This window comes from Guptibacillus hwajinpoensis (assembly GCF_020171785.1).
Classification (GTDB): domain Bacteria; phylum Bacillota; class Bacilli; order Bacillales; family Guptibacillaceae; genus Guptibacillus; species Guptibacillus sedimenti.
This window is the reverse complement of the sequence record NZ_JAIVAE010000002.1, coordinates 1-19,544: the sequence shown is the minus strand read 5'-3', so window position 1 is coordinate 19,544 and position 19,544 is coordinate 1. Positions and strand designations below refer to the sequence as shown.

General features: G+C 39.8%; 22 protein-coding genes and 1 other RNA gene. 5 read left to right on the top strand and 18 right to left on the bottom strand.

Going from position 1 to position 19,544, the window contains the following annotated elements; all coding sequences use genetic code 11:
• Window positions 1-101 precede the first annotated feature (101 nt).
• Window positions 102-782 carry a bacteriorhodopsin gene (locus LCL91_RS00520; RefSeq protein ID WP_224879031.1) on the top strand — a complete coding sequence of 227 codons (681 nt, stop codon included), beginning with the start codon at window positions 102-104 and terminating at the stop codon, window positions 780-782.
• 63 nt (window positions 783-845) lie between these two features.
• On the opposite strand, the gene LCL91_RS00515 is transcribed toward LCL91_RS00520, so the two are convergent.
• The 9 genes from LCL91_RS00515 to LCL91_RS00475 form a co-directional block, all read right to left on the bottom strand.
• Window positions 846-1,613, bottom strand: coding sequence for a TIM barrel protein (locus tag LCL91_RS00515; RefSeq protein WP_224879029.1), 768 nt, complete (start codon window positions 1,611-1,613; stop codon window positions 846-848).
• A gap of 36 nt (window positions 1,614-1,649) precedes the next feature.
• Window positions 1,650-2,096 carry a hypothetical protein gene (locus tag LCL91_RS00510; protein WP_224879027.1) on the bottom strand — a complete coding sequence of 149 codons (447 nt, stop codon included), beginning with the start codon at window positions 2,094-2,096 and terminating at the stop codon, window positions 1,650-1,652.
• 90 nt (window positions 2,097-2,186) lie between these two features.
• Window positions 2,187-2,939 (bottom strand): class I SAM-dependent methyltransferase, encoded by a 753-nt coding sequence (locus LCL91_RS00505; RefSeq protein ID WP_224879024.1) that lies wholly within the window; start codon window positions 2,937-2,939, stop codon window positions 2,187-2,189.
• A 122-nt stretch (window positions 2,940-3,061) separates the two neighbouring features.
• Entirely contained in the window at window positions 3,062-4,252 is a 1,191-nt protein-coding gene (locus LCL91_RS00500; RefSeq protein ID WP_224879022.1) for a dicarboxylate/amino acid:cation symporter, read from the bottom strand.
• A gap of 237 nt (window positions 4,253-4,489) precedes the next feature.
• Complete coding sequence (locus LCL91_RS00495; RefSeq protein WP_224879020.1) at window positions 4,490-4,735, bottom strand: biotin/lipoyl-binding protein; 246 nt, start codon at window positions 4,733-4,735, stop codon at window positions 4,490-4,492.
• A gap of 529 nt (window positions 4,736-5,264) precedes the next feature.
• A complete protein-coding gene (locus tag LCL91_RS00490; RefSeq protein WP_224879018.1) occupies window positions 5,265-5,807 on the bottom strand; it encodes a histidine phosphatase family protein in 543 nt (180 codons plus the stop codon).
• Window positions 5,808-5,825: 18 nt separating this feature from the next.
• Window positions 5,826-6,389 (bottom strand): HD domain-containing protein, encoded by a 564-nt coding sequence (locus LCL91_RS00485; RefSeq protein ID WP_224879016.1) that lies wholly within the window; start codon window positions 6,387-6,389, stop codon window positions 5,826-5,828.
• Between the two features lie 134 nt (window positions 6,390-6,523).
• Complete coding sequence (locus LCL91_RS00480) at window positions 6,524-7,612, bottom strand: AbrB family transcriptional regulator (protein ID WP_224879014.1); 1,089 nt, start codon at window positions 7,610-7,612, stop codon at window positions 6,524-6,526.
• Window positions 7,613-7,783: 171 nt separating this feature from the next.
• Window positions 7,784-8,275, bottom strand: coding sequence for a CBO0543 family protein (locus LCL91_RS00475; RefSeq protein ID WP_224879013.1), 492 nt, complete (start codon window positions 8,273-8,275; stop codon window positions 7,784-7,786).
• A gap of 608 nt (window positions 8,276-8,883) precedes the next feature.
• Here LCL91_RS00475 and LCL91_RS00470 point away from each other — a divergent pair.
• Both LCL91_RS00470 and splB read left to right on the top strand, forming a co-directional pair.
• Complete coding sequence (locus tag LCL91_RS00470; protein ID WP_166001146.1) at window positions 8,884-9,144, top strand: transcriptional regulator SplA domain-containing protein; 261 nt, start codon at window positions 8,884-8,886, stop codon at window positions 9,142-9,144.
• 11 nt (window positions 9,145-9,155) lie between these two features.
• Window positions 9,156-10,184: a spore photoproduct lyase gene (gene splB / locus LCL91_RS00465; RefSeq protein WP_224879011.1), complete on the top strand. Its 1,029-nt coding sequence runs from the start codon at window positions 9,156-9,158 to the stop codon at window positions 10,182-10,184.
• Between the two features lie 156 nt (window positions 10,185-10,340).
• On the opposite strand, the gene ssrS is transcribed toward splB, so the two are convergent.
• From ssrS to LCL91_RS00440, 5 genes are all read right to left on the bottom strand, one after another.
• Window positions 10,341-10,524, bottom strand: a non-coding RNA gene (gene ssrS / locus LCL91_RS00460) — 6S RNA.
• A gap of 81 nt (window positions 10,525-10,605) precedes the next feature.
• Window positions 10,606-11,520, bottom strand: coding sequence for an AEC family transporter (locus LCL91_RS00455; protein ID WP_224879009.1), 915 nt, complete (start codon window positions 11,518-11,520; stop codon window positions 10,606-10,608).
• Window positions 11,521-11,651: 131 nt separating this feature from the next.
• On the bottom strand, window positions 11,652-11,954 hold the full coding sequence (locus tag LCL91_RS00450; RefSeq protein WP_224879007.1) for a hypothetical protein: 303 nt from the start codon (window positions 11,952-11,954) through the stop codon (window positions 11,652-11,654).
• Window positions 11,955-12,084: 130 nt separating this feature from the next.
• Window positions 12,085-12,405, bottom strand: coding sequence for a DUF3889 domain-containing protein (locus LCL91_RS00445; RefSeq protein WP_224879005.1), 321 nt, complete (start codon window positions 12,403-12,405; stop codon window positions 12,085-12,087).
• 63 nt (window positions 12,406-12,468) lie between these two features.
• On the bottom strand, window positions 12,469-12,936 hold the full coding sequence (locus LCL91_RS00440) for a CBO0543 family protein (protein ID WP_224879002.1): 468 nt from the start codon (window positions 12,934-12,936) through the stop codon (window positions 12,469-12,471).
• Window positions 12,937-13,161: 225 nt separating this feature from the next.
• On the opposite strand from LCL91_RS00440, the gene LCL91_RS00435 reads away from it, so the two are divergent.
• A complete protein-coding gene (locus LCL91_RS00435; RefSeq protein WP_224879000.1) occupies window positions 13,162-14,544 on the top strand; it encodes a DUF2254 domain-containing protein in 1,383 nt (460 codons plus the stop codon).
• A gap of 52 nt (window positions 14,545-14,596) precedes the next feature.
• Here LCL91_RS00435 and asnB read toward each other — a convergent pair whose 3' ends face one another.
• From asnB to LCL91_RS00415, 4 genes are all read right to left on the bottom strand, one after another.
• Window positions 14,597-16,504 carry an asparagine synthase (glutamine-hydrolyzing) gene (gene asnB, locus LCL91_RS00430; RefSeq protein WP_224878998.1) on the bottom strand — a complete coding sequence of 636 codons (1,908 nt, stop codon included), beginning with the start codon at window positions 16,502-16,504 and terminating at the stop codon, window positions 14,597-14,599.
• 301 nt (window positions 16,505-16,805) lie between these two features.
• Entirely contained in the window at window positions 16,806-17,417 is a 612-nt protein-coding gene (locus tag LCL91_RS00425; RefSeq protein WP_224878996.1) for a class I SAM-dependent methyltransferase, read from the bottom strand.
• 200 nt (window positions 17,418-17,617) lie between these two features.
• Window positions 17,618-18,217 carry a peroxiredoxin gene (locus LCL91_RS00420; RefSeq protein ID WP_224880148.1) on the bottom strand — a complete coding sequence of 200 codons (600 nt, stop codon included), beginning with the start codon at window positions 18,215-18,217 and terminating at the stop codon, window positions 17,618-17,620.
• Window positions 18,218-18,338: 121 nt separating this feature from the next.
• Window positions 18,339-18,821 (bottom strand): DinB family protein, encoded by a 483-nt coding sequence (locus LCL91_RS00415; RefSeq protein WP_224878994.1) that lies wholly within the window; start codon window positions 18,819-18,821, stop codon window positions 18,339-18,341.
• A 303-nt stretch (window positions 18,822-19,124) separates the two neighbouring features.
• On the opposite strand from LCL91_RS00415, the gene LCL91_RS00410 reads away from it, so the two are divergent.
• Window positions 19,125-19,301, top strand: coding sequence for a hypothetical protein (locus LCL91_RS00410; RefSeq protein WP_159781973.1), 177 nt, complete (start codon window positions 19,125-19,127; stop codon window positions 19,299-19,301).
• The last annotated feature ends 243 nt before the right edge of the window (window positions 19,302-19,544 follow it).

Genomic DNA, 19,544 nt, shown 5'->3' with positions numbered 1-19,544 from the left:
CGTCTAGCTGTTTGCCTTACATTGCTATAGCAAACACCTCTGCTGAATAAATCCATATTCACTGTCAATACTGGATATCACAAATCCAAGTGAGGTGAAACATGAACTCAATCGAAACATCTTTACACATTTTTTATTTTATCGTGATGATCTCAAGCGCCATTTATTTTTATCTCCTAAGTCGAAAACCAAAAGGCGTGCCTTTGTATGAATATGTGATCGCCATCGTCATTACAGGATGGTCTGGAGTCGCTTATTTATCCATTGCATTAGGTCAGGGGCTATTAGAAAGACCAGAGAAAACGATTTACTTTGCACGATACTTAGATTGGGTGGTCTCTACTCCCCTGTTACTATTACCACTTGCCTTAACCGCGATGTTCTACCAAAAGAAAATCAACCGCACACTGATCGCGTCTCTGATTATAGCTGACGTTTTCATGATTTTAACTGGACTAATCGCCGATTTTTCACCTGATACACTAAAATACATCTGGTATAGTCTAGGGCTTGTTGCCCTTGCGATCATATTAAGGATTATCTGGGGTCCTCTTAAGAGGATGGCAAATGAAAGCGACCAACTTGCCAAGCATTATAAGCGAATGGCCATTTATCTAACATCTTTTTGGGTGCTTTATCCGTTGGCATGGTTCTTTGGCGCATCAGGCGTTGGCCTAACAAAAGGTATGGTTGATACACTAGCCTTTATCGTTCTTCCGATTTTCTCAAAAGTTGGTTTTGGCATTCTGGATCTTCATGGTCTTCGAAAAATAAAAGAATAGTGTCAAAGAAAGAACGAGGATAACGTATATCAAACACGTCTTCCTCGCTCTTTTTCATGTAGCTTATTCAACAAACTGTATAATTTTCTTCTTAAACGAGTCGATTGCTTGATCTGTTGGAATTGTGTAGTTGCACTCCAGTCCAATAAACCCCTCAAAGCCTGTCTTCTTAATCGCTTTTAAGATATTCCGAAAATTCAGCTCACCTGTACCCGGCTCATGACGTCCAGGATTATCAGCAATATGATAATGATTGATTCGGTTACAAAACTTTGTTGCGTTACGAGTAACATTTCCTTCCGTAATTTGCTGATGATACACGTCAAATAATAGTTTTACATGTGGACTATCCACTTGATCGACAATCGACACTGCCTGATCTGAATATTGTAGAAAATGACCTTCATGATCAACCAGCCCATTTAACGGTTCAACTTCAAGTACAACATTAGCCTTTTCACACAGTTCCGCACTTCTTTTAAGTGTTTCAACCATCGCTTCTTGCTGTAGGCTAATGGGCGTATCGACCATCATATTTCCCGTTTGGGTAATGATCGACGGCGTTCCAAGTTTTTTACACGCTTCAATCGTTTCTGATAAGCTTTGAAGATACGATTCTCGCAGTTTCGGATTAACTAAATTAAAAAAACGCGTACAAATGGCTGTAATTCCAACGCCAATTCGACTCTGGGCCTTAGCCACTTGCTCCAGATTTAATTCCGTCCAATCATAGTATTCTAGCCCATGAAATCCATGATCTTTCACTTTTTCCAGGTGAGCGAAAACATCCTCACCTGGATAGGCTCCAATGCACAGGGAATATTTCAACAATGATCAGCTCCTCATATAGCTTTTCTCAATTCACTTTTACGTAATATACGAAAAATAGTATGCAAAAACAGTTAGTAATCCCACTGTACAAAAAATCAACGTTCCGATAAAAAAAGGGTGCCGTGATCCTCCGTTATGTATATCAATTTCACCTGAGTGAAGTCCTCGATGAAACCTCCCAATAGTACGACTGGCATTCTCCTGATAAGGCCTAAAGTAAGCAGGTAACCAGATAAGCGCTATTAATAATAGACTCGCAACAAACAAAGAATCGATGTAAGACCATTCACTAGCTTTAGCTAGTAGCATGACAAGGCACGATTCTAAAAAAACCGTCCCTCCTATTAAAACGTTTCTCTGCTTTCGAGCACTTAGCTTACTTAAAAAGCGTGTTTCAACAACCGAAGAAACCTTGCTCAGTACTCCAGCAAAAAGAACAGCCATGACTAGAAAACTAAAGCTTGCGAGAAATTTAACGATCATACCGGATCACTTCCTTAATGATGAACTAACTCTCTTTTAAAGTTACGATCTATCATCATAAAAGTTTCGTTTTCTCCCGAAAATTTCCATTTATTCTTTAACTGCTTTAAGAATCATCGTAGTTGGGAACTTTCTCGCTTTATAAAGAGAATAATAACGGTCAGAGATAACCTCGTCCTCTTCGTTATACAGAGGTGAAACATCACTTTCAATGACCTCTTGAATGGTAAAACCAGCCTGGATCAACTGATTGATATACGTGGCCATTTTCCGCTTATGGATTGTCATCCGGACGCCTTCCCCTTTAAAATCTTCAAACGTATGTAATCCTTCCTGCTGATAAGAACCGTTCAACGAAATCTCACCATTCTCACTCGTTACATGCGCATAAAGAGGATGATCCCAGCTAAAAATAAAACTTCCTCCCTTTTTTAAATAAGAATAAACCAACTCAAACGTACGAGTTAAATCCGTAGTCCACCCAATCGCATAGATCGAAAAAACGTGATCAAAATAGTTTTTTGGTAAACCGATCTCTTGTTCCATCGGCGCACAAAATAACTTAGCTGATAAACCGGCTAGCGTACTTTCTGCCGTTCTTCTTTGTTCTTCAGACAAATCAACTCCCCAAAGTTCAGAAGCCCCTCTTCTAGCCATATACCGAAGTGAATGGCCACTACCATAGCCAATTTCGAGCACTTTCGCATTTGCCACTCCATCAAATAAATGAAGGTCTTCCTCTGTTTGTGCATAAGGACCATAGTGCGGTAGCGCATCAATTCCATTAAAATGATGCGCTACTTTATCCCAGCTTTGTTTGTTCTGATTTAAAATGGTGTTCATCGCTCTCACCTCCTCAACTTCATTCAATTCGGGAGTAACCGTATGAAACCCTCTTTTCTTCGGAGAATAAAGAGACGAACGCTATGCATACAAAAAGGACAGGCGAGTGCCTGTCCAGTTCTTTATCCAGCTTTAACCGTACTTTTCACTGGTGATTTCTCTCTCGTTAATCGATCAACAAGACCAGACAGAGCACCATCACCTGTCACATTACAAGCTGTACCGAAGCTATCCTGTGCAAGATATAACGCGATCATAAGCGATACCATTGTTGGATCAAATCCAAGCATTGTCTCAAGCAAACCAATCGCCGCCATCACAGCACCGCCCGGTACGCCTGGTGCAGCAATCATCGTTATCCCTAACATAAGAATAAATGGAATAATCGATGCAAACGTTGGGTCTTGTCCATTCAACAACATCACTGCCATCGCACAAGAAACGATTGTAATTGTACTTCCTGAAAGGTGAATCGTTGCAAGAAGTGGAACGCTGAAGTCAGCTATTTTCTCACGTACACCGTTCTTTTTCGTTTGCCTTAATGTTACAGGAATCGTAGACGCTGAAGACTGAGTACCAAGCGCTGTAAAGTAAGCTGGCATCATCCCTTTAAGAAGCTTCAACGGATTACGTGACGTAGCAGCACCTGTCACACTATATTGGATTAATAGCATTGTCAGGTGAAGGAGTATGATCATGACAAACACTTTTGCAAATACGCTTAAGATTGTCTGAACTTGACCAGCACTCGTCATGTTAGCAAAAATACCAAGAATATGAAGCGGTAATAATGGAATGATGACAAAACGAATCACTTTCTCAATAATGGTTCGAAACTCAACCATAACGCCTTTTAACATCTTTCCCTTCATGGCGGCCATTCCAAGTCCTAGAGTAAACGCCAGTACGAGCGCTGTCATCACACCCATAATAGGCGGAATTTCAACTTCGAAAAAAGGTTTTAACAACGACTCTTCAGGGTTTGCCATTTCTGCTGCAGCTCCGCCCGTTTCAAGAAAGAGGGGGTAAAGATTTCGTGCTGCGAAGAAGGCAAGCAAACCAGCCAAAAAAGTAGAAAGGTAGGCAACCGTAGTTGTGATCCCGATCAACTTTCCCGCGCCTTTCCCAATTTCACCTATTCCAGGTGCAATAAAGCCAATAATGATTAATGGAATCGCGAAACCAAGAAAGTTTCCGAAAATCCCATTAAACGTCGCGAAAATACGTACAACCGCTTCAGGAAGATAAGCTCCAATAACAATACCAAGGGCAATAGCAATAAGAATACGTGGCAATAGTCCAATTTTCTTCATAGTGTCCTCCATACAAAAACATTTGTCCATCTCAGGTGTAATATATGTGTACTTTACTAAAAATTAATGGATCCTGCAAGACATATTCGTTAGAATCTGACAAGAAACTTTTGTAAACAAAAAGAGAGAAAGGTTTAACTCACCAAATAAAAAAGGCACAAGCACTACGGTAGCCCGTCATGCTTGCACCAGTTCGTGTCAATCTTATTTATCAATGTGTTCGGCAACGACCGATTATTAATCGCTTCCTGTTACAAAGTCATCTTCTTTCATTGATGCAAGAATGTATCCGCCTGTCACACGATCATTCTCTTTCACATGAAGTTCAGAAATTTCTCCGCTTACTCCAAGCGTAATTTTCTGGGTATTGCCCTGCCCGTTTCGGATGACAAACATTGGCTCCCACTCATAAACGCGGGATGAATGATGAACAAAGATCTTCTCAATAACACCCTCACATGGACAGACCACTGAACGATTCATGATTTTTTCCCCTTTCCAAGCATGTAATGGTTCCTCTGTGGAACAGTTTAATTTCTATACTTCCATGATATGTTTGGCATGTTTTTCTATGATGCCAAACACTTCAATTCTTTAACCTTGCGTCCATTTTACCTACTTTTTCATTTTTGACAACCCCTTGATTTCACAAGCGATCAGCTAAATGACCCCCAGCTTCTTCCTTTATGCTTTGCTGCGATAACATCGAGGTTCTTCTTTAAATGTGCTTTCTTGAATCTTTTTTAGGAAAAGCAAAATTCTCCCCACACTTGCAATGTTAACAAATCACTTTACTTAACTGAAGATGAAAACTACGTAACCGCTCTCATAAGAGAATGACTTCGTATGCCACCATTATGATGTATGAGCTCTATGAAATAATTCTTTTTTCCACCGCACTCCTAAAAATATTCCAGCATAATAAGGATTGAAGGAAAATCACTCGATTATTTTTTTGGAACGTGGCAGTCCGATTCGTTCACCGCCTTGTAGTAAAAGAAACCCATCTATGTCATTTAGTATACGTATGGATTGTCCAGTTTGTCGTGCCCTTGTTCCCTTCTAATGTCCAGCCCCGTTTTGTTAAGGTATTTCCTATATAGCGGTTAAAAAATCCATGTCCGACTAAAATGACAGTACCGTGTTTCCGTGCGCTATCTTCTAATTGCTGAGCGGCCGTTTTTGCCCGCTTCGTCGCTCGTTTTTTATTTTCTACCTTCTTGGAAAATCCCATCAGCCAGAGAAACCGATAGAAAACTGTCCATGTGCGAGGGTTTAGCTTGAGTAACTTAACGGGGTAATGAGGAAGTTCGAGTTCCCGATAGATTGAATCACTTTGGAAGGCAACCGCTGATTGGGCAGAGTCGATAGCACGTTTGAAATCACTTGTAAATACGATAGATGCGTCTCTTAATGCCCGTTGTACGTTTGCAGGTGCTTCATCGCATATCCCTAATTCTCCGTATTTGATCACCCATTCTCGGTAATCGCAGCTCGTTATACGCTTTGAAAAATCACACGCTGATTTCCCATGTCGAATTAATCTAATTTCCACCTTCTTACACCTTACCTTTTACGCATTTTCATTCATTTTTTTTAACGTTTCTTTATCAATTTCATGACGTATTGCCTTTATCATTTCATCATATTGTGCATACTCTTTCCCATAAGTAAGATTAAACTCATAATCAAACCCAGGTGGATTCGTTCCCTGAGTGTGCTGAATGATCGTCTCCATTTTATCTAGCGCTTTGACAAACAGAGATTCTTTCGTTTCGCCACGATTATACTCCTGACATAGCGAAAGAATAGTACCACTTTGTTTTCCACTAAGAGCCGAAGTGAGACGTTGCACCGCTTCCTCTTCTTTTCGAATCTTTTCTTGTTGATTAACCTGTATCGTTGCAGAAATATCCCCGTCATACGCTTCACCAAGGTCGTGCACAAGACACATACACAAAACACGAAAGTGATCGAGCTCAGGGAATTGATCACTCAGGGCAAAAGCAAACATCGCGAGGCGCCAGGAATGTTCTGCCACACTCTCTCGTCTGCCGCTTCTCATGTATGCCGTCCGAGTTGTATCCTTTAATCGTTCAAGTTCTTTAATAAAAGTGATCATCTGAAAAGCATCCATCCTGGTTGATCCTCCTCTATTGATATCTTGTTAATGCTTATCCTACAAACGTTATCATCGAATTTGCGTTCATTGTTCTTTATATGTAGGAGAATCTGTTTTCGTCAAAGCTTCTAGAGATTTTCCATATAAGACTAGAGAAATTTTGATGGATTCAATCGAACTTTTCTTCTGATCCACCATTTCAACAATGGAAGTGCGATAAACATAATAAAAAAAATTCGAAAAAGTTGATAGCCGCTAATCATTGCAAGGTCAGCATCAACTAGTGTTGCCGTAACACCCATTTCAGCTAGTCCTCCTGGAGCCGTACTGAGAAATGCCGTTGCCAAGTGAAGCGACGTTATTTTTGTTAAAAGAACTGCTAGTAAAAATGAAAAAAACACCAAGAGAATACTGGTGGAAATTGAATAAATCCCGATTATCCGGATGTTACTGCGCATTTCTTTTTTCAAATACAGACCAAGATAAATTCCCAATAAGTATTGAGAAATCAAAACGAAAAATGGCGGAAGAGCAGGCACTTCCACTGCTGTTATCGAAAATAGTGCGATGATAAGCAAGGGGCCTGTTAAAAATGCAGCCGGAAGCTTTAATTTCTTCCCTAAAAACGCTCCAATGATCGCAAGTAAAAAAAGACCGAACAAGGAAGGAAAAGCAACAGCTTCCGTACCAACTTCAGAAGCTGGACTATTCAGCGAGGATTCTGGTTTAATAAAATACATTGTAAGAAATGGGATTAACAAGATGACTAGGATGACACGGATTGTTTGCATAAACACAATTGTTCCAGTGTCGATTTCTTTTATCTCTTCACTTAGAATAGCAACTTGAGATAATCCCCCTGGTACGCTCCCGAATAATCCGTCGATTAGCTTGATGTTTGTTTTTTTCACAATAATCAGCCCGAGTAATAAACTTCCAAAAACTGTTGATAGGGTAACTGCAATAATATATGGGAAATGTTGGGTTATTTCGTGAACTGTGCGCTGCGTGAAAGAGGAACCAAGCATATAACCAATTAAAAGCAGAGCTATGTTTCGTAATGAAGTAGGCCAATAGAGCGTCCTTCCTGTACTAAAATGCCAGATCGTTACGCCAGTTAACGGACCAAGCATCCATGGAAGAGGCGCTTGAAGAAGATGAAACAAAAGTGATCCTAGTAATCCACTTACGATGGTTTCAATAAAAGCAGATGGTTTATTTGATAAGAATAACTGCATCGTACGTTCTCCTTTAGTAACATTCACTACATCACCAAGTATAGACGTTTTCCATTCATAGGAAAAGACAGTCAACAATACCTGCATATTGATGACTGTCTTTATGAAATTAATTTATTTTAAGCCACTTTCGTTTAGCCAACTAGTGTCTCTTACCCAATGATTGCTTTACTAGATGTAATCAAATAGAAGTAAAAGGAGTAATGAAATTCCAATAGATAAAGGCAGTGCGAGGCTTTTGTTAAGGTGATGAAGACGAACCATTGGAAACATAACGATAAGAAATAATAAGGACCAACCCAAATTCCATCCATTATGATAAGTAATTGCATCGGTTGTTGATACCAAACATTCAACAATCCAAAATCCTACAACCCATTTTGCATTGTAGATCACTTCACTTCCAGAAGAAGGATAATTTGATAAAAAGAGCAAGACAACAAGAGGATTTATGATTAAATTATGTATGAAATGAACCATTACTTTAGAAAGAAGGATACTTTCTTTAAAATCCCACAAATGAAATTTCTCATAAGCAATGATTTCATATACAGATGCGGCTAATGCGATGTATAGCATAGATGGGTAGTATTTCTCCCAATTTCTCCAATCAGCTTTCCATAAGGCAAGTAACGCTAGTAGAATAACGATACCAATATTCATTACTTATCTCCTACTTCCAAACGGTTAAAGGGCTTGCTCTTCCGATTTTTACACCTAGTCTGCCTTATATTTCTCTCCAACTCCACTACTTTTTTATTACTGTTCTTTCTAGATTACGTTTTGACATATATATACAAAATAGTATAGGGCTTTTCCATTAATTTATTCATTTCATATAGAAATAGCGAGTGCCTGTCACCACCCGCTATTTGTCAATACATGTCGAGAGTTTATTATAATAGAGGCGTTGAAATCCGACCCTATTCATGGACCTCTGTTTTCCATACATAATATTCCTGAGCATTAACCGCCTTTCTAACCCACACGCTTTTCTTAGGAGCTACTCGATCAGATACCTTTTGCCATGTGCCACCTCTCAATTTCCTGTACAGTTTGAACCGAGCAAAGATCCTGTCTGTCAAACTATGTGAAGGCACCAAGATTTTAAACCATTTCAACATCCCTTCACGCACCTCCCCTAAAATCAAGTCAACAGAACATCGTATGCATTCTTTCAACGCTTCATGACGGAAATAGGCGTTATTTACCAGAAAGGAATCCACGCTCTTGTGGAACAATGAGGAAGAAGAACGTAAAGGAGTGATAAGATGGATTTACATGATTCAACGTATGATTCAGGGCAAGGATATCAAGCGGGTGACGTCGTTTACGTCATGTATCGTAATCCGCATACTTACAATGTTGCGAACATCCAGGAAGCTGCTGTTGTGAACGATCCTGATCAACCTGGTAAGCTAGCCTTGTTCTTATACGAGACTTACTACCCACTTGATTCTGATATTGCGATTTATCATTCAGAAGCGGAAGCAGAACAGGCCTATGCCACATACTTCGGATCGATCGAATAGGAGGTCTTTCATTGGTTAAACCATTTGTGCCTCAGCTTGTCTATATGGAACCAAGAGCGTTAGAATATCCTCTTGGACGGGAACTCCACGAGAAGTTTACTAAAATGGATATTGAAATCAGGGAAACCACCTCACACAATCAAGTAAGGAATCTCCCCGGAGATAATCATTTCCAACAGTATCGCGTTGCTAAATCAACGCTTGTAGTTGGCGTAAGAAAAACGTTAAAGTTTGATACATCCAAACCTTCTGCTGAATATGCGATTCCGTTTGCAACTGGTTGTATGGGCCACTGTCATTATTGTTATCTACAAACCACAATGGGAAGCAAGCCGTATATCCGAACGTACGTGAATACAGATGACATATTCGATGCAGCCGAGAAATATATGCAGGAGAGAGCGCCAGAACCAACTCGATTTGAAGCATCCTGTACGTCGGACATCGTTGGCATTGATCATTTAACACATACATTAAAACACGCGATTGAATACTTCGGAAAATCAGATTACGGACGCCTCCGCTTCGTAACAAAGTTCGCACACGTGGATCACCTTCTCGATGCAGACCATCAAGGAAGGACGCGCTTTCGCTTTAGTATGAATGCCGATTATGTGATTAAGTTTCTTGAACCGGGTACATCGCGACTGGATGAACGGATTGAAGCAGCAGCGAAAGTCGCTGAAGCTGGTTATCCACTTGGGTTTATCATCGCACCTATTTACTTGTATGATGATTGGAAACAAGGCTATTTAACTTTGTTTGAGAAACTTGAAGCAAAGCTTCCTAAAAGCGCAACGAAAGATTTAACATTTGAACTCATTCAGCACCGGTTCACAAAACCGGCGAAACGCGTCATTCAAAAAAATTACCCGATGACAAAACTTGAAATGGAAGAAGAAGACCGGATGTACAAATGGGGAAAATACGGCATTGGCAAGTACGTCTATCAAAAAGATCAGCAGCAGGATATGAAAGACACATTAGGAGGATACATCAATAAGTTCTTCCCAGATGCGAAATTGGAGTACTTCACTTAGATAGGGAGTGCGGGGAGTGCCTGTCACCACCCGTTTGAGCTCGAAAGGTGTCGAATAGGTGCTCTGCACACTAAAAAAGGCATGGAAGCAATTTGCTTCCATGCCTTTCATCTATGAACATTCATCACTCTATGTAATCACATAAGCAAGTTTAAACCCAAACCCGCTCCGTCGTCACTATAAGTGTCTCAAAGCCCGCGTAAAAGCAGGTGGGTACCCGCACAGCTACCTTTAACGTCCCGCTCAGAAGGCCGGCTTGTTATCAGCAACTGGATGTAGAGTTCCCGGAAAACTAGCATCGGTTTGAGACAACCGTTGTTAACGTGCGTTGCAGGAAATGGGTATTGCTTATGCTTATACTCTACACCTTCCATCAGACAAAATCAATGGTTCTGATTTCCAATTCGTTATCCCTCTTCCGTTAAAATAACAAACGACCAATCGAAATAACCGCAGTAACCGTAATCATACTGAATACGGTGGAGGCCAATACAATTTGTGCAGAAAGCTCGGGCTCATTCTCATATTCTTGCGCAATGATCGCACTATTTACTGCTGTTGGCATCGCGGAGGAAATAAACAGCGCCTGCGCTGTTACGCCCTCAATCCCTAATACAAAAATAATGCCGAGCGCAATGAGTGGTCCAAGTAAAAGACGGATGATCAAGCTTACATACACAACAGATAAATTCTTTGCTAAACGTAGTTGAGCAACTTGAGCGCCAAGTGTCAATAACGCGATCGCGATCATCGAATCGGCAATGTAATCAGCTGGTATGAGGACAAACTCAGGAACAGTGACATCTAGTAAATTGAATCCGATCCCAAGTAACATTGCATATAAAACCGGCATTTTAAAATAACCAAGAAGCGCGCTTACCTTGCTTCCTTCGACCGTTTTCAATGCAAAAATCCCCCACGAGAACGTCAGGATGTTCTGGAACGTTAAGATAATGACTTGAATCGACATCGCAAAGGGGTCTTGTTTAAAAACGAGATCATTTACAGGGACGCCATAGTTTCCTGAATTATAAAACAGTATGCTGTTTGTAAACGAAGCACGTACGCTTCGACTGTAGCCAAATAATCGACTGATTACATTAGATACAACGTATAAAACCACAATTAAAATGCTGAAGAACGTAAGTACGGATAGAAATAATGATAAAGAAAAAGCTGTTTCATAAAGCTTTAGAAAAATAAATCCAGGCACAATGAAATAAATGTTTACTTTTGCAAGCGTGTATAAATCAAATTGAAATATGCGATGTAGCATTACGCCAATCCCAATTAGTATAAACACGGGCACGATAATCTCAATAAATACACCTAACACTAGAGTCCCTCAATTCTTAACTGCATTCTGTTACCCTATACAGTCTACACGAATCTCAGAAACTCTTCAGCACTCTTGCTTCATTTTATAAGGAATCAATTATACAAAGAGTAAAACTCGATTCCTTTGTTCTAAGCTTCAATCTTTTCCTTCATTGAATCACGAAGCACGGCATTAACGGCTTTTCGCCTCTTCCATAAATAGTGAATAAGTTCTTCAGATTCCAAAAACCGCTCCTCTTCATCGCAATACGATGCACCTTTACAATGAATAGAAAACGACGAGTTTTTATATTTCATGAGCGTACAAAGGCCATTTCTTTCAGTATCCTCAAAAACCATATAATGCTTTTGACCAACCTGATCAAATTCAGCGAGTTGATCGAAATTCTTTAGCAATGCTTCTACATCTGCCTTACGCTTAATAATGTTCACACTCTTCCTCTCCTTATTTGTGAAATCGCTCTTTATCTCTAGCTACTATTATTCGATTTAACACACTAAAATCCTTCTTTTACAGCGCCAACATCAAAAAGCCAGTTATTACAACTGGCTTTAACGCGGTTTATTGAAATTCTTCAATCTCATCATACTTCACATCGATCAGCTTATCTTTTTGAGGATTAACGAGTACATACACGCGAATCTCTCTTGACTGACCGTTTTGCTTTAACGTAAATTCGAAATCATATTGTTCTCTTACATCAGAGATAAATACTTTCCCATCGTACCTATAGTCAGTCACTTGTTGATCTGGATATTTTTTCGTCGTTTCCTCAATAGCTATTTTTCCCCATTTTGCATAAGAAGGAGCTTCCGCATGAACGTTAATCGGGACTAAGAAAAGCAACGTTATACTTAATAATAAGATTAGTTTTTGTAACAACTTGACTACCTCCATTCAATGGACTCTGAAGATAGTATTCATTCCTATTGTAAAAATCATGCGTTATCTCTGCCGTTCGACACCAGGTAAATATTTTACAATCACCCTAATCATCACCAACAATAACAGTGTACTTAAAAACGTATACCACCAAGTCCAGCTCTCATAGTGAATAAGATCTGTATATTTTTCGAGAAAAAATTCCAAGATCGTAATAATCGCCGAATAAATGGCTGCCTTCCCAACATAACCAACCCATCCTGAACGAAATGTCGACTGATAATAATAAATGCCTAATACCGGAAATAATACATATTCATATGTAAGGCTAGAGTCAAAATGTCGATTAAACAAGTTGACAGGATAAGTAAGCATCCCTTCTTCGACAACAATCACGCCAATAATCGAAGAAAAATACCCTGTAAGTAAAAAAAAGAGAAGCCATTCTTTTAATGGGGGCTTTCGAAGACTAAATATAAATAAACCAATCCCTAAAAAAACTAATAACCAGAGGATTGCTTTTTCGAACATCATGTTGATCACCTTCGTTTTCATGCTCTATCAATTCATTATTCCCCCGCCTTCTTAACCTATGCATGTACGCTGATTCAGAACGATTTTAAAAAGTGTGTTTTGGTTAACCGCCTTACATTACTTGAAAAAAAGAATACTTTTTTCCCCTCCACGGTTTAACGACCCACACTGAGGGTAATTCTAAAGTGTTAATGAAAGATATTGAAGGGAGCCCCAGTCATAATGAAGAAACTCTTACCATGGCAGTTACGGAAGTATTTCGAGATGTCAAAGCGTATCCGTAAACATGAACTTCAGGCAACGCTCTGGTATATGCCAGGATTATATATTTTAGGTGCCTTTGTTTTTGTCGCTCTCACGTTATATTTAGATTTAGTTCTCGAGCTTTCACAGTACACACCCAACATGATTCGAACGACTGCACAACCTACCAGGTTACTCATTAGTGCCCTTATTGGCGGGATTTTAACGCTAAGTGCCTTTACGCTTAACTCCTTACTTGTTGTTCTGACAACATTTAGCGGGCAATTTTCACCTCGTATGCTACTTAATTTCGTAGCCGATCGAACCACTCAGCACTTTATCGGTATTTTCCACGGAAGCTTTGTTTATGTTCTTGTCGTTTTCTTATTTATTACAAGTAAAGAAGATGAGTATTTCGTTGCCATTCCAGGCACGACCGTTTTCCTCGCCTTTGTGACGGTGGTGACGTTTATTTTCTTCATCAACCATGCTACAAGTTGGATGCAGGTACATAATATTGCCACAAACATGAAGGAAGAATCGATTTCGATTGTGAGAGAAACACTCAGAAACGACCTAGAACAATTTCGCTGTGAAGACCCCGGCGATCTCATGGAGAAAGAACGAGAAACCGAAACGCTTATTACAGCTCCTGACTCAGGCTACATCCAACTTATTGATTTTAAAGCGATGATTGATGAAGCTCAAAAAGATCAAATCATTATTAAACTTCATAATAAAGTAGGAGATTATGTATTAAAAGGGAACCGCTTCTTTTCTTACTGGGGGACTGGTGCAGAGCGAGTAAACGTAGAAAAGTACTGCGATCACATTGAGCAGGGCTATAAAGAAACGGAGATTCAAGACTTAAAGATGGGAATGACGAAACTCGCAGAAATCGGTGTGAAATCATTAGGTAATGATGATCCCCAAACGACCATAACCGTCATTCACCAAATGGCTGATCTCCTTCTCGAAGTCGAACGAGACATCACATTCACCCCTTATCTAGCCGATCGTGAACAACAAGTAAGAGTTGTCATGGATACAGAAGATTTTAATTATTATCTTTATCGTGGTTTTGGCTATTTAAGGCATTACGCTGGAGACAATTATCCGATCATAACTGAAATTATCGCGGCCCTTAGTATGGTTGCCCAATCGATTAGTAAAGATAAGCTTGATGTTGTTTGGGATTTCGCTAAAAATTCGATGGACCATATTCCAAAACAGTTCATCTACCATCTTGACCGTGATTACTTGCTAAACCGTCTCTATGACCTCGCCGTCTTTACAGGGCATCAAGATGATTATAAATCAATCGAAAAACGCCTTCTTCAAATTGAAGAAAAGCATTCCTAATTTTTGACGTGAACGCAAAAAGGATGATCCTCTAGAGGATCACCCTTTTTATTTACCGATACGTTGCTACTTTGCTTACAATTTCGTCTTCTTTTTGCAGTTCTTCAAACGAATAAACGCCTTCTACAAAAATTTGATGCCATAGCATAAAAATTAGCACGGTCCATATTTTTCGTGAATAATCTCCTTTTTCAGCTTTATGTGCTTGAAGAAGCTTGATCACAATCGTTTTATCGATCAAATAATCGGTTTCGCTCACATGAATCAACTGCTTTGCCCATTCGTATAATTCATTTCGTAACCAGTGGCGAATCGGTACTGGGAAACCAAGTTTCTTTCGATCCAAAACATGATCCGGCACAATGCCACGCGCAGCTTTCCTAAGAATCGACTTTGTTGTACCGTCTGCTATTTTTTCATGAACAGGAATCTCACGTGCGACTTTAAACACTTCTTTATCTAGAAATGGAACGCGTAATTCAAGAGCATTCGCCATCGTCATCTTATCCGCTTTTAAAAGAATATCTCCTCTTAACCACGTTTGAATGTCGATGTATTGCATCTGATTAACCGGATTGTCTCGCTTCACATTTTGATAAAACGGTTTGGTGATTTTTTGATAATGCTCATTTTCGTAGTAAGTGGTGAGGAGCTTTTTCTTTTCATTCTCCTCAAACATCTTAGCATTACCGATATAACGCTCAGAAAGTGGTGTTGAACCCCTCTCAAGAAAACTTTTTCCTCGAACGCCCTCAGGCATCACATTCGCAACACGGTTCACCATCTTCTTCATCACACCAGGCATTGGCTGGAAAAGACGAAGCGAATCCGGTTCACGATAAATATTATATCCACCAAAGAGCTCATCAGCACCTTCACCTGATAAAACAACCGTTACGTGCTTTCTTGCTTCTCGTGCCACGAAATAAAGAGGGACACAAGCTGGATCAGCCAGAGGATCATCCATATGCCACATAATTTTAGGAAGCTTTTGAACATATTCCTTAGCCGAAATCATATATGAATAATTAGGCACCTCAAGTTTATCAGCTGTTTCCTTGGCAACGTCAACTTCAGAGTATCCTTCACGCTCAAAACCAACAGAAAAAGTTTTAATTTGCGGATTGAATTTCTTTGCCATGGAAACGATAATGGATGAGTCAATTCCTCCAGATAAGAAAGAACCTACTGGCACATCACTACGCATATGCATATTAACGGAATCATAAAGAACGTTTTGAATACCCTTCACCCAATTTCGTTCGGCTGTTATTGGTGTGAATGTTGCGTGGAAATAACGTTTGAATAGCATGGGCTCGTGATGTTTCTTCACAAAATAATGACCAGGCTCGACTTTCTTAATACCCTCTGTCATTGTCAAAGGTTCTGGCACATATTGAAAACTTAAATAATGCTGAAGAGCTGCCGGATTCACTGCTTCGAACTGATCAATCATCGTAATACTTTTTTTCTCAGAAGCAAAAATAACTTCTTCTTCTGTTTGCTTATAGTAAAGCGGCTTAATGCCAAAAGGATCACGAGCACCAACGAGTTTCTTTTCAAGCTTGTCCCAAATGAGGATTGAAAACATCCCCCTTAATTCTGCGAATGCCTGTTCTCCTTTATGAACAAACAGAGTTAGCACAACTTCTGTGTCTGACTCTGTTTGGAACGTATAACCTTCTTTCTTTAATCGTTCACGAAGTTCAACATAGTTATAAACTTCCCCATTAAAAACCATCCAATAGCGCTTATTTTCATAATGGTATGGCTGATGGCCACTTTCAAGGTCGATAATACTTAGTCTTCTAAAACCAAGAGAAATTGATTCATCTGTATAATAGCCCTCATCATCGGGACCTCTATGCGTAATAATTTGATTTCTTTTCTTGAAATCAGCATGATTGTGATGATCCGTTTTTCCTGGTTCTGTACGTAATACCCCAACAAAACCACACATATTTATAGCCACACTTTCATTTAGATTAACACGCTCATTGTAACATTAACGTAACAAAAAAGTAATCCGAATGTTACAAAAGGCGATTACTCTAATTTTTTGCGACGAACTTTCGTTATCAAATCGGTTCATTCTATAGACGTTTTGACAATAGAAAAGGTTTCATTCGAATCAATTTTTTAAGGTATTTCGTTCACTGTCCGCTCGTCACTTCTTCTATTAAATCACAATCTTGATCCAATCGTAACCACTTATCAAAACAAGTCATTATTCGACAAGTTTAGATAAAATCATCCTTTTGCTATGCCTCGCGTTTTGTTGCAAAGATAAGATGAAACATACCAAATAAGTGGCTTTCAATCCGATTCACATGCAAGCTTGATTGCTTAACATAACCCAGCATATCTCTGTCAACATGACAGCCTATCCTTTTCGATAAGAAGGGATCTAGTTTATTCTGTAATTTGCCTACTAAGGGGTTTGTGCTAACGCCATGCTCAAACAATAAAACTTGTCCGCCTGGTTTACACCATTTCGCCATTTGCTCTAGCACAAAGGCTGGGTGTGGGTAAGAACACATAGACAGCGTCGATACAACCGTATCAAATGTATTTTCTTCAAACTCAAGTTTTTCCACATCCTTATGGAGCACCGTACACGGATATGTCGTTTCCTTTGCAGCCTCCCTCGCATACCGAACCATTTCCAAACTAAAATCAACTGCTATGAGCGATGAAATGTTTTGATAGATCGGAAAATTCGTTCCTGTTCCTACAGATAGCTCAAGTATATCTCCATCTGCCTTAGCTAATAACTCGTGTCTCCACTTCGTATCTATAGTCGTTTTTCGTCTTCTTTTTTCGTACATTTTTGCATGTGTATCAAATATTTTAGCTTGTTTCGTTGGATTCATTGTGAAACTCCCCTCCCTTCTAACAACTTCTTTTAGAACTCCAACGTAATTAATCAATTGGAAAACATTCCACTATTTTCGCGTATTTCAAACCATAACCTTCAACAGTACTATTCTTCCCCTTCTCCCCTACCTTCTAACATGCTATCGAATTGATGGCCTGCTATAAAAAAAAGAGCAGCGGACAGATTCCGAAGCTCTCACACCCTTCCAATATACGTTGACCGCCGAACGATTCCTGGTTGACCCGGCATCCAATTTGCGGGCACTGCTTCTCCCGTTTTTTTATTGTATTGAAGTGCTTGCATAAGACGAAGTATTTCATAAGCGTTTCTTCCCACCTCGACAGGATACATCATTTTTGAAACGATGATGCCTTCTGGATTAATAATAACTGTTCCTCGATACGTTGCACCTTCTTCTTCATTTAACACGCGGTAGTCGCGGCTAATCCGGTGATTCCGATCACTAACAAGAGGATAGTTCACTTTAGAGGCGGCTGGTGACACTTCGGTAAAAACTTTATGGGCATACACACTATCTGTACTAATACCGAGTACAACCGTATTCATAGCTTGAAGCTCTGGATAAATAGCAGCGACCGCTGCTAGTTCTGTTGGTCACACAAAGGTAAAATCACTTGTATAGAAAAATAAGATTACCCATTTTCCTTTATAGTCCGCAAGATCGATTTCTTTTATCTTCTTCTCAATCGGATCATAGGCTTCAGCCCGAAATAAAGGAGCCTGATCGTTTGTTTGTGCACAGTTCGGAAGAGAACATGATTGCTTTTCATCCACCACATTTCCACCTCTTTTCACAGGCAGTATATGTAAGGAAAAGAGATTTATTGTCTTTTTTCTTCTAACAAATAAACAGAGGGTTTCTTCTATAGTGAAGAAACCCTCTGTTTCGCATTCATTACCCCTTCATAGCAGCCCACTCTTCTCGAGATGGTCCTACCATTCCAGGAACGGTTAAACCTGCTTGACGCATCAAAACCGTCATTTGTCCTCGGTGGTGTGTTTGATGTTGAAGCAATAAATACAGAATACTTCCGTAAGTTGTTTCACTACCAAAAAACGTTGTTGATTCTGATAACTTTTCATCATTCCACTGATCTTGTAGCACACGAACGAAACCTTCAGCCGTTTGCTCATATACCGCTTTAATTTCATGAGCATTGTATGACTCCCGCTCTTCTAAAGGAGTTAGATCAAGTCCAGCACTCGACATCATAAACGTGATTGCCTGTGATAAGTGAACCCCTAACTTTTCAAGTGTAAAATGATCTGGTGCAACCTTTTGTGAAAGAGACTCATCTGTTAAATAACTTAACAGTTTCCCAGTTTGCGCCGTTTCGCGCTCCCAAACATGAACAAAATCCTCCATTTGACGAAACATTTCATAACCTCCTGAATATGTATTCATTCCCAACCTTATTTTACACCTTGGACCTAAGACATGAAAGAGAGAAAGTACCTGTTTATCAAGTCAGTTTCAACACACAAAAATTCCCCTCACAAGGAGGGGGGAGAGAATAGGCTATGTTTCACTATATGCACACCACGTGAACGTTATGAACAGGAATACCGCTCACTTTTAACCTCTAATTTAAAAGTGAGTGGCAAATTTTCCAGATTGTTAGGCATAAGAAATGAATTATGTTATTATATAAATCAGTTTAAATGGAAAAGAGGGATTTGCATGGAGGAAGAACAGGAAATCATTCTCCCTGAAATCGGTAGTGTAGTCGAAATCGATAACCGAAAAGCTAAAGTAGTTAGCTTACTGAACAATACGATTGTGGCTGAATGGGAAGAATACTCAGAAGACGAAGAAAAACGAATCGTCGTAAGACACGAAGAATATAAAATGCTTTAATACAGAAAAGCGCAAGCGCCCGTTAAGGTCCGACAAGCGCTGGAAGACTTTCATTTGAACACGGTCTTTGTGTTCGGATGAAAGTCTGAAGCGTCTCGAGGACCTGGGCGCTGGAGCTAGATCAGAAAAGCGCAAGCGCCCGTTAAGGTCCGACAAGCGCTGGAAGACTTTCATTTGAACACGGTCTTTGTGTTCGGATGAAAGTCTGAAGCGTCTCGAGGACCTGGGCGCTGGAGCTAGATC

Coding starts and splice junctions, on each gene's coding strand:
- asnB (WP_224878998.1), bottom strand. CDS start 16,504: ATGTGTGGTTTTGTTGGGGTATTACGTACAGAACCAGGAAAAACGGAT.
- LCL91_RS00440 (WP_224879002.1), bottom strand. CDS start 12,936: ATGTTCGAAAAAGCAATCCTCTGGTTATTAGTTTTTTTAGGGATTGGT.
- LCL91_RS00510 (WP_224879027.1), bottom strand. CDS start 2,096: ATGATCGTTAAATTTCTCGCAAGCTTTAGTTTTCTAGTCATGGCTGTT.
- LCL91_RS00470 (WP_166001146.1), top strand. CDS start 8,884: ATGGATTTACATGATTCAACGTATGATTCAGGGCAAGGATATCAAGCG.
- LCL91_RS00480 (WP_224879014.1), bottom strand. CDS start 7,612: ATGCAGTTATTCTTATCAAATAAACCATCTGCTTTTATTGAAACCATC.
- LCL91_RS00485 (WP_224879016.1), bottom strand. CDS start 6,389: ATGGATGCTTTTCAGATGATCACTTTTATTAAAGAACTTGAACGATTA.
- LCL91_RS00410 (WP_159781973.1), top strand. CDS start 19,125: ATGGAGGAAGAACAGGAAATCATTCTCCCTGAAATCGGTAGTGTAGTC.
- LCL91_RS00520 (WP_224879031.1), top strand. CDS start 102: ATGAACTCAATCGAAACATCTTTACACATTTTTTATTTTATCGTGATG.
- LCL91_RS00415 (WP_224878994.1), bottom strand. CDS start 18,821: ATGTTTCGTCAAATGGAGGATTTTGTTCATGTTTGGGAGCGCGAAACG.
- LCL91_RS00475 (WP_224879013.1), bottom strand. CDS start 8,275: ATGAATATTGGTATCGTTATTCTACTAGCGTTACTTGCCTTATGGAAA.
- LCL91_RS00500 (WP_224879022.1), bottom strand. CDS start 4,252: ATGAAGAAAATTGGACTATTGCCACGTATTCTTATTGCTATTGCCCTT.
- LCL91_RS00495 (WP_224879020.1), bottom strand. CDS start 4,735: ATGAATCGTTCAGTGGTCTGTCCATGTGAGGGTGTTATTGAGAAGATC.
- LCL91_RS00435 (WP_224879000.1), top strand. CDS start 13,162: ATGAAGAAACTCTTACCATGGCAGTTACGGAAGTATTTCGAGATGTCA.
- LCL91_RS00425 (WP_224878996.1), bottom strand. CDS start 17,417: ATGAATCCAACGAAACAAGCTAAAATATTTGATACACATGCAAAAATG.
- LCL91_RS00505 (WP_224879024.1), bottom strand. CDS start 2,939: ATGAACACCATTTTAAATCAGAACAAACAAAGCTGGGATAAAGTAGCG.